The organism is Xylophilus sp. ASV27, assembly GCF_016428875.1.
Lineage (GTDB): Bacteria > Pseudomonadota > Gammaproteobacteria > Burkholderiales > Burkholderiaceae_C > Xylophilus.
Genome location: NZ_JAELTO010000151.1, coordinates 1 through 7,840, shown reverse-complemented (window position 1 = coordinate 7,840; position 7,840 = coordinate 1). Strand labels below are relative to the sequence as shown.

7 protein-coding genes and 1 pseudogene are annotated in these 7,840 nt (G+C 69.4%); 4 read left to right on the top strand and 4 right to left on the bottom strand.

All coding sequences use genetic code 11. From position 1 onward, the window contains the following. A pseudogene (locus JHD63_RS25075) lies at positions 1-260 on the bottom strand (hypothetical protein); the annotation flags it as partial. Between JHD63_RS25075 and JHD63_RS20820 the strand changes: the two are divergent. Together JHD63_RS20820 and JHD63_RS20815 are read left to right on the top strand one after the other, a co-directional pair. Then, on the top strand, positions 228-761 hold the full coding sequence (locus JHD63_RS20820) for a DUF3014 domain-containing protein (protein ID WP_370590602.1): 534 nt from the start codon (positions 228-230) through the stop codon (positions 759-761). The pseudogene JHD63_RS25075 and the gene JHD63_RS20820 sit on opposite strands and share 33 nt — an antisense overlap. Positions 762-781: 20 nt before the next feature. Then, the gene (locus JHD63_RS20815; protein ID WP_198972715.1) at positions 782-2,662 is read left to right on the top strand and encodes a sigma-54-dependent Fis family transcriptional regulator; all 1,881 of its coding nucleotides are present in this window, start codon (positions 782-784) and stop codon (positions 2,660-2,662) included. A 16-nt stretch (positions 2,663-2,678) separates the two neighbouring features. Here JHD63_RS20815 and JHD63_RS20810 read toward each other — a convergent pair whose 3' ends face one another. From JHD63_RS20810 to JHD63_RS20800, 3 genes are all read right to left on the bottom strand, one after another. Then, positions 2,679-3,065, bottom strand: a complete 387-nt coding sequence (locus JHD63_RS20810) for a DUF779 domain-containing protein (RefSeq protein WP_198972714.1) — start codon at positions 3,063-3,065, stop codon at positions 2,679-2,681. A gap of 18 nt (positions 3,066-3,083) precedes the next feature. Next, positions 3,084-4,604, bottom strand: coding sequence for an aldehyde dehydrogenase (gene adh, locus JHD63_RS20805; protein ID WP_198972713.1), 1,521 nt, complete (start codon positions 4,602-4,604; stop codon positions 3,084-3,086). A gap of 735 nt (positions 4,605-5,339) precedes the next feature. Continuing rightward, positions 5,340-5,900 (bottom strand): PAS and helix-turn-helix domain-containing protein, encoded by a 561-nt coding sequence (locus JHD63_RS20800; RefSeq protein WP_198972712.1) that lies wholly within the window; start codon positions 5,898-5,900, stop codon positions 5,340-5,342. 130 nt (positions 5,901-6,030) lie between these two features. Here JHD63_RS20800 and JHD63_RS20795 point away from each other — a divergent pair, with 130 nt between their 5' ends. Together JHD63_RS20795 and JHD63_RS20790 are read left to right on the top strand one after the other, a co-directional pair. Next, complete coding sequence (locus JHD63_RS20795; RefSeq protein ID WP_198972711.1) at positions 6,031-6,843, top strand: CoA transferase subunit A; 813 nt, start codon at positions 6,031-6,033, stop codon at positions 6,841-6,843. Position 6,844: 1 nt separating this feature from the next. Then, positions 6,845-7,483, top strand: coding sequence for a CoA transferase subunit B (locus JHD63_RS20790; protein WP_198972710.1), 639 nt, complete (start codon positions 6,845-6,847; stop codon positions 7,481-7,483). Positions 7,484-7,840 lie beyond the last annotated feature (357 nt).

Below are 7,840 nucleotides of genomic sequence, written 5' to 3'. Positions count from 1 at the left end.
CCCCCCCCCCCCCCCCCCCCCCCCCCCCCCCCCCCCCCCCCCCCCCCCCCCCCTTTTAGATGTGTATAAGAGACAGGTTCCCGGTGGAGCCCGCCGCGCCGGAGCCCGCCGCCCGACTGCCCGCGCTGGCCGACTCCGATGCCGCCGTGGGCACCGCGCTGGAGGGCCTGTTGGGCCGCCCGGCGGTGCTGTCCTGGCTGCAGATGGACGGCTTCGTGCGCCGCGTGGTGGCCACGGTCGACAACCTGCCGCGCGAGCACGCGCCCTCGCGCCTGTGGCCGGTGCAGCCGGCGCCGCAGCGCTTCAGCGTGAGCGGACAGCCGGGCGGCACCCAGTACATCGCGCTCGACAACTCCGCGCGCTACACGCCCTTCGTGCAGTTCGTGGAGTCGGTGGACACGGCCCGCTCGGTCGCGCTGTACCGCCGCCTCTACCCGCTGTTCCAGCAGGCCTACGAGGAACTGGGCTACCCGGGGCGCTATTTCAACGACCGCCTGGTCGTGGTGATCGACCACCTGCTGCAGACGCCGGAGCCCGCCGGGCCGATCGCGGTGCAGTTGACCGAGGTCCGGGGCGAGGTGGCCTCGCTGCGGCCCTGGGTGCGCTACGAATATGCCGATCCGGCGCTGCAGTCGCTCTCGTCCGGGCAGAAGCTGCTGGTGCGCATGGGGCCGGTGAACGAGCGCCGGCTCAAGGCCAAGCTGCGTGAATGGCGCGGCCAGGTGGCGGCCGGCGGCAGGATGGAAGCCGCAAAGCCCTGAGCAGGCTTTCAGGAGGAGACATGCCTGCCGATTTTTCGCCCATCCCCACCGCGGGCCAGGACGTGATCGCGCTGTCGCACCAGCGCTCGCAGGCCTTCGGCTTGCGCCAGCAGGACGCGCCCGACGCGACGCCGCTGCCGAGTTCCGCACTGGCGGACCTGCTGGAGAGCAACCGCGACCTGTTCGCGCACGCGCGTCCGGTCATGGAAACCCTCCACAGCCAGATTGCGGGCACCCGCAGCATGGTGCTGCTGACCGACAGCGAGGGCGCCATCCTCCACGCGCTGGGCGACGACGACTTCCTGGCCCGGGCGCAACGCGTGGCGCTGCGCCCGGGCGGACTCTGGTCGGAGCGCTACCGCGGCACCAACGCCATCGGCACCGCCCTGGTCGAGGGCGCCGCCACCCAGGTCCATGCCGAGCAGCATTACCTGCGCGCCAACCACTTCCTGAGCTGCACCTGCGCCCCGATCCTGGATCCGATGGGGCAGGTGGTCGGGGCGCTGGATGTCAGCAGCGACCACCGCGACTGCCACCCGCACACGCTGGCGCTGGTGCGCATGTCGGCGCAGATGGTGGAGAACCACTTCTTCGGCACCCGCTTCGCGCATGCGCTGCGGGTGCATTTCCATGCCCAGCCCGGCTTCCTGGGCACGCTGATGGAAGGCATCGCCGCGTTTGCCCCGGATGGGCGCCTGCTCTCGGCCAATCGCAGCGCGCGCTTCCAGTTCGGCGCGCTGTCGCTGCGGGCGCTGCAGGAGCAGAGCTGCGGCGCGCTGTTCGGGGTGGCGCCGCAGGCCCTGCGCGATGCCGCCCTCGGCCAGCCGGGACAGGTCCTGCCGTTGTACCTCTCGCATGGCGTGAAGGTGATGGCCCGGGTCGAAATGCAGGCGCCGCCGCTGCAGGTGACGGTGGAGGCCCCGCCGCGCCGTGGCGCGGTGACGCAGCACAAGCCCGCCCCGGTGGCCCTGTCCGGCCTGCGCTACCTCGCCACCGGCGACCCGCAGGTGGCGCGCGTGCTCGATCGCGTGGGCAAGGTGCTGGGGCGCGACGTGCCGGTGCTGATCCTGGGGGAGACGGGCACGGGCAAGGAACTGCTGGCGCGCGCCATCCACCACGACTCGCCGCGGCGCGCCGCGCCTTTCGTGGCGGTGAACTGCGCGGCGATTCCGGAAACCCTGATCGAGTCCGAGCTGTTCGGCCACGAGGACGGCGCCTTCACCGGCGCGCGCCGCAAGGGGCGCGCCGGCCTGGTGCAGCAGGCGCATGGCGGCACGCTGTTCCTCGACGAAATCGGCGACATGCCGCTGCCCATGCAGGCGCGGCTGTTGCGCGTGCTGCAGGAGCGCCTGGTGACGCCGCTGGGCGGCAGCCAGCCGGTGCCGGTGGACGTGGCGGTGGTCTGCGCCACGCACTGCAACCTGCGCGAGATGATGGCCGCGGGCCGCTTCCGCGAGGACCTGTACTACCGCCTCAACGGCCTGGCCGTGCGCCTGCCGCCCCTGCGCGAGCGCACGGACCTGGAGGTGATCATGCAGCGCCTGCTGCTGGCCGCGGCCGAAGGGGGCGCGGTGCCGGCATTGGACGCGGAGGTGCGCCGCCTGCTGCTGCGCTGCCGCTGGCCGGGCAACCTGCGGCAGATGGCCGGCGTCCTGCGCACGGCCCTGCTGCTGGCCGATGGCGAGGCGCTGATACGCCGCAGCCACCTGCCCGAGGACTTCCTGGAGGCGCTGGACGCCGCCGCTCCCGACGGCGCCGCCGCGCCGCCCGCGGGCCTGCGCGAGCGGGCGAGCGACGCGGTGCAGCAGGCGCTGGCCGCGCACGGCGGCAATGTGTCGGCCGCCGCGCGCGCACTGGGCGTGTCGCGCAACACCATCTACCGGCACCTGCAGCGGCGCTGAGGCCGGGCGGCTCGCGTCACTGCGGCTCGAGTGCCGGCGGCGCCGCCCGCTCGTCGTCCCCGATCAGCCGCGAGCGGGTCAGAAAGCGCAGGCCGGTGGGGCGCTCCAGCGAGAACATACCGCCGTTGCCCGGAACGGCGTCGATGATCAGGTGCGTGTGCTGCCAGTACTCGAACTGCGCGCGGCTCATGTAGAACGGCGCGCCGCCGATCTCGCCCAGCTCCACGTCGGAGTCGCCGACGATGAACTCGCCCAGCGCGAAACACATGGGCGCGCTGCCGTCGCAGCAGCCGCCCGACTGGTGGAACATCAGCGGCCCGTGCTTTTCACGCAGCCGTGCGATCAGCGCCTCGGCGGCCGGCGTGGCCGACACGCGGGTCGGCGCGGTGGTGGCGGTGCCCATGGGTTGCCAGAGCCTGGGCTAGAAGAACCCGAGCTTGTTCGGGCTGTAGCTCACCAGCAGGTTCTTGGTCTGCTGGTAGTGGCCCAGCATCATCTTGTGGTTCTCGCGGCCGATGCCCGACTGCTTGTAGCCGCCGAAGGCGGCATGCGCCGGATAGGCGTGGTAGCAGTTGGTCCAGACGCGGCCGGCCTGGATGCCGCGGCCCATGCGGAAGGCGCGGTTGCCGTCGCGGCTCCAGACGCCGGCGCCCAGCCCGTAGAGCGTGTCATTGGCGATCTCCAGGGCTTCCTCTTCCGTCTTGAAGGTGGCGACGGACACCACCGGCCCGAAGATCTCCTCCTGGAAGATGCGCATCTTGTTGTGACCCTTGAACACCGTGGGCTGGACGTAGTAGCCGCCCGACAGCTCGCCGCCCAGCAGGTTGCGCGCGCCGCCGATCAGGCATTGCGCGCCTTCCTGCCTGCCCAGGTCCAGGTAGGACAGGATCTTCTCCAACTGCTCCTGCGAGGCCTGCGCGCCGATCATGGTGCCCTGGTCCAGCGGATGGCCCTGCCTGATGGCGGCCACGCGCTTGAGGGCGCGCTCCATGAATTTCTCGTAGATCGATTCCTGGACCAGCGCGCGGCTGGGGCAGGTGCAGACCTCGCCCTGGTTCAGCGCGAACATGGCAAAGCCCTCGAGCGCCTTGTCGAAGAACGCGTCGTCGGCGGCCATCACGTCCTCGAAGAAGATGTTGGGGCTCTTGCCGCCCAGCTCCAGGGTCACCGGGATGATGTTCTGGCTCGCGTACTGCATGATCAGCCGGCCGGTGGTGGTCTCGCCGGTGAAGGCGATCTTGGCGATGCGCCTGCTCGACGCCAGCGGCTTGCCGGCCTCGAGACCGAAGCCGTTGACCACGTTGAGCACGCCCGGCGGCAGCAGGTCGCCCACCAGTTCCATCAGCACCAGGATCGAGGCCGGCGTCTGTTCGGCCGGCTTGAGCACCACGCAGTTGCCCGCCGCCAGCGCGGGCGCGAGCTTCCATACCGCCATCAGGATCGGGAAGTTCCACGGAATGATCTGCCCCACCACGCCCAGCGGCTCGTGGAAGTGGTAGGCCATGGTCTCGTGGTCGATCTCGCTGATGCCGCCTTCCTGCGCGCGGACGCAGCCGGCGAAGTAGCGGAAGTGGTCGATCGCCAGCGGCAGGTCGGCGGCCATGGTCTCGCGCAGCGGCTTGCCGTTGTCGATGGTCTCGGCCACGGCCAGCAGCTTGAGGTTGGCCTCCATGCGGTCGGCGATCTTCAGCAGCAGGTTGGCGCGCTCGGTGGCCGAGGTCTTGCCCCAGGCGGCCCTGGCGGCGTGGGCCGCATCCAGGGCGGCGTCGATGTCCTTGGCGTTGGAGCGCGGGATGCGGGTGAAGGGCTTGCCGGTGATCGGCGTGACATTGTCGAAATACTGCCCGTCCGCCGGCGGCGCCCAGCGGCCGCCGATGTAGTTGCCGTATTCCTGCTTGTAGGGATTGTCCAGGCCGAGGTGGCGGATTTCTGCCATGTCCATGAGGTCGTCTCCTGTAGTGCAAGGGGAGTGGGCGGCGGTGCCACACGCGGCATGCCGTCCCTGGACAAGGGCAAGTCATGTGCCAGTGCGGCGCGGGGCTTGGCGTGGCGGTGCAGCGCCTGCGATGTGCGCCGTTACGCAGCACCTGCGCTGTCACGCTGTGGCACAACGCAACGCCGCCCCGGGCTGCGGCGCCGTGCGAGCCCGCGGGCGCCGCGCAATGTCAGTCAGCCATGGTGCTCACGCGTCACCCGCAGCGCATGAAACAGAAAGGCACAAGAGGCCGCGGAGCAGGCCATGCCAGGACATCCGCGGAACTGGCTTTGCCAGGCCGCTGGATGTGCCTCCTTGAGGGGGAAGGCGAAGACGCGAAGCGCGCAGCCTGTGGGTGGTCCCATTCCAGCACCGCGCTTCGCAACACCCGCAACGAATAAAACCCAAAGGAACGAAAGGCCGCGGAGCAGGCCATGCGCGGACATCCGCGGAACCGGCTTCGCCGGGCCGCAGGATGTGCCCCCTCGCAGGGGGAAGGCGAAGACGCGAAGCGCGCAGCCTGGGGGTGTCCCATTCCAGCACCGCGCTTCGCAACACCCGCAGCGAATAAAACCCAAAGGAACGAAAGACCTCGGAGCAGGCCACGCGCGGACATCCGCGGAACCGGCTTCGCCGGGCCGCAGGATGTGCCCCCTCGCAGGGGGAAGGCGAAGACGCGAAGCGCGCAGCCTGGGGGTGGTTTCATCCACCCGCCATCAGCCGCTGCAGCAAATCCGCCGCACTGCTGGCCCCGTACTTGCGCATCAGCCGTGCCCGGTAGATTTCCACCGTGCGGTGGCTGATGCCCAGCGCGCGGCCGATTTCCTTGGAAGTGCGGCCGCCCGAGCTCAGGTAGGCCGCCACCTCGCGCTCGCGCGGGGTGAGTTCGGCGCGCACCGTGCGCCGCGCGCTCAGGTCCTCGAAGCTCCAGATGCCCGCGCCATGCGGCTGGGCACGGTCGAAGGCGCGGCCGGTGACGTGGCACCAGAACGCCTCGCCCTTGTGCCGGCCGTCCACCCGCCGCATCACGCGGTCGTCGGCATAGCGGCCGGCGGCGTTCATGACCGGGGCGATGCGCTCGCCGGCGCGCTCGTACTCGTCGGCGCTGGGGTAGAGCAGGCGGAAGGACTGGCCGACGAGCTGTCCCCGCGTGGCGCCGAAGGTATCGCAGAGCTGCTGGTTGCAGTCCACGATGGTCCGGTCCCGCGACAGCGCCAGGCCCACGGGCGCCAGCTCGAAGGCCAGCCGGTAGTCGATATCCATGAGAAAAGAGGACGTGCAGGAGGGCGGAAGTGGGGAAGGCGGCGTTCGGGATTCTGCTTAGGCGCTTCTACGTATGGCAATAGGTAGTATCGTCAGAACTTCCGATTTTTCCCCCTTGGAGGCTCTTGTCGTGAACAAGCTGTATCCCTCGGCCCGTGACGCGCTGCAAGGCGTGGTGCAGGACGGCCAATTGCTCGCTGTCGGGGGCTTTGGCCTCTGCGGCATTCCCGAAGCCCTGATCGATGCGCTGCGCGATTCGGGCAAGAAAGACCTGACGGTCATCTCCAACAACGCGGGCGTCGACGGTTTCGGCCTGGGCAAACTGCTGGAGACGCGGCAGATCAGGAAGATGATCTCCAGCTACGTCGGCGAGAACAAGGAGTTCGAGCGCCAGTACCTGGCGGGCGAACTGGAGCTGGAATTCACGCCCCAGGGCACGCTGGCCGAGAAGCTGCGCGCCGGCGGCGCGGGCATTCCGGCCTTCTTCACCAAGACAGGCGTGGGCACCATCGTGGCCGAAGGCAAGGAACTGCGCGAGTTCGACGGCGAAACCTACGTCATGGAGCGCGCGCTGGTGCCCGACGTGGCGCTGGTCAAGGCCGACGTGGCCGACAAGTCCGGCAACCTGCGCTTCCGGCTGACCGCGCGCAACTTCAACCCGGCCGCCGCCATGGCCGGCAAGGTCTGCATCGTCGAGGTCGAGCGCATCGTCGAGGTCGGCGAGATCGCGCCCGACGACATCCACCTGCCGGGCATCTACGTGCACCGCATCGTGCTCAACGCGGCGCCCGAGAAGCGCATCGAGAAGCGCACCCTCTCGGCCGCCACCCGGGTGGACGTCGCCGCCGCCAAGGTCGAGGCCCAGACCGTGATCGCCCAGGCCGCCGCCGGCAGCGGCGCGCCGCTGCCCATCGTTCCCGCCGACAAGAAAGAAGGAGCCTGACATGCCCTGGACCCAAGACCAGATGGCGGCGCGCGCCGCCCAGGAACTGGAAGACGGCTTCTACGTCAACCTGGGCATCGGCATCCCGACCCTGGTGGCCAACCACGTGCCCGCGGACAAGGAAGTCTGGCTGCAGTCGGAGAACGGCATGCTCGGCATCGGCCCTTTCCCGACCGAGGAAACGGTGGACGCCGACCTGATCAACGCCGGCAAGCAGACGGTCACCACCATCCCCGGCTCGTCCATCTTCGGCAGCCACGACAGCTTCGCCATGATCCGCGGCGGCAAGATCAACCTGAGCATCCTCGGCGCAATGCAGGTCAGCGAGAAGGGCGACCTGGCCAACTGGATGATCCCCGGCAAGATGGTCAAGGGCATGGGCGGCGCCATGGACCTGGTGGCCGGCGTCAAGCGCGTGATCGTGCTGATGGAGCACGTGGCCCGCAGGAAGGACGGCACCGAGGATCTGAAGATCCTCAAGCACTGCACCCTGCCGCTGACCGGCGTGGGCGTGGTCGACCGCATCATCACCGACCTGGCGGTGCTGGACGTGACGCCCGAGGGCCTGAAGGTGGTCGAACTGGCGCCCGGCGTCACGCGCGATGCGCTGCAGGAGAAGACCGGCGCGCCTTTGATGTAATGGGCTCACCCCCAGGCTGCGCGCTTCGCGTCTTCGCCTTCTCCTGGCGAAGGGCCGGGCCACTGGCCCGGCGCGGTCTGCAAGACCTCTCCTGCGGCCCGGCGCAGCCGGTTCCGCGAATGTCTGCGCTTGGCCTGCTCCGCGGCCTTTTGCGCCGGCCGGTTGCTGGGCGTATCGCGCGATGGCCGGGATCTTCGGATCTTGAGAAAAAGTGGCTGTAGCCCAGGTATTTAGAGCGGCTAACAAAAGCCTGTCATCGCCAAGCGCGGGATGCGCGTTGACGGTGCATGGGAAAGAAAAGAAACAAGGAAGTTAGCGCGGCGTTGTACAAAAAGATCAAGCCGTTGCTGCCAGTCG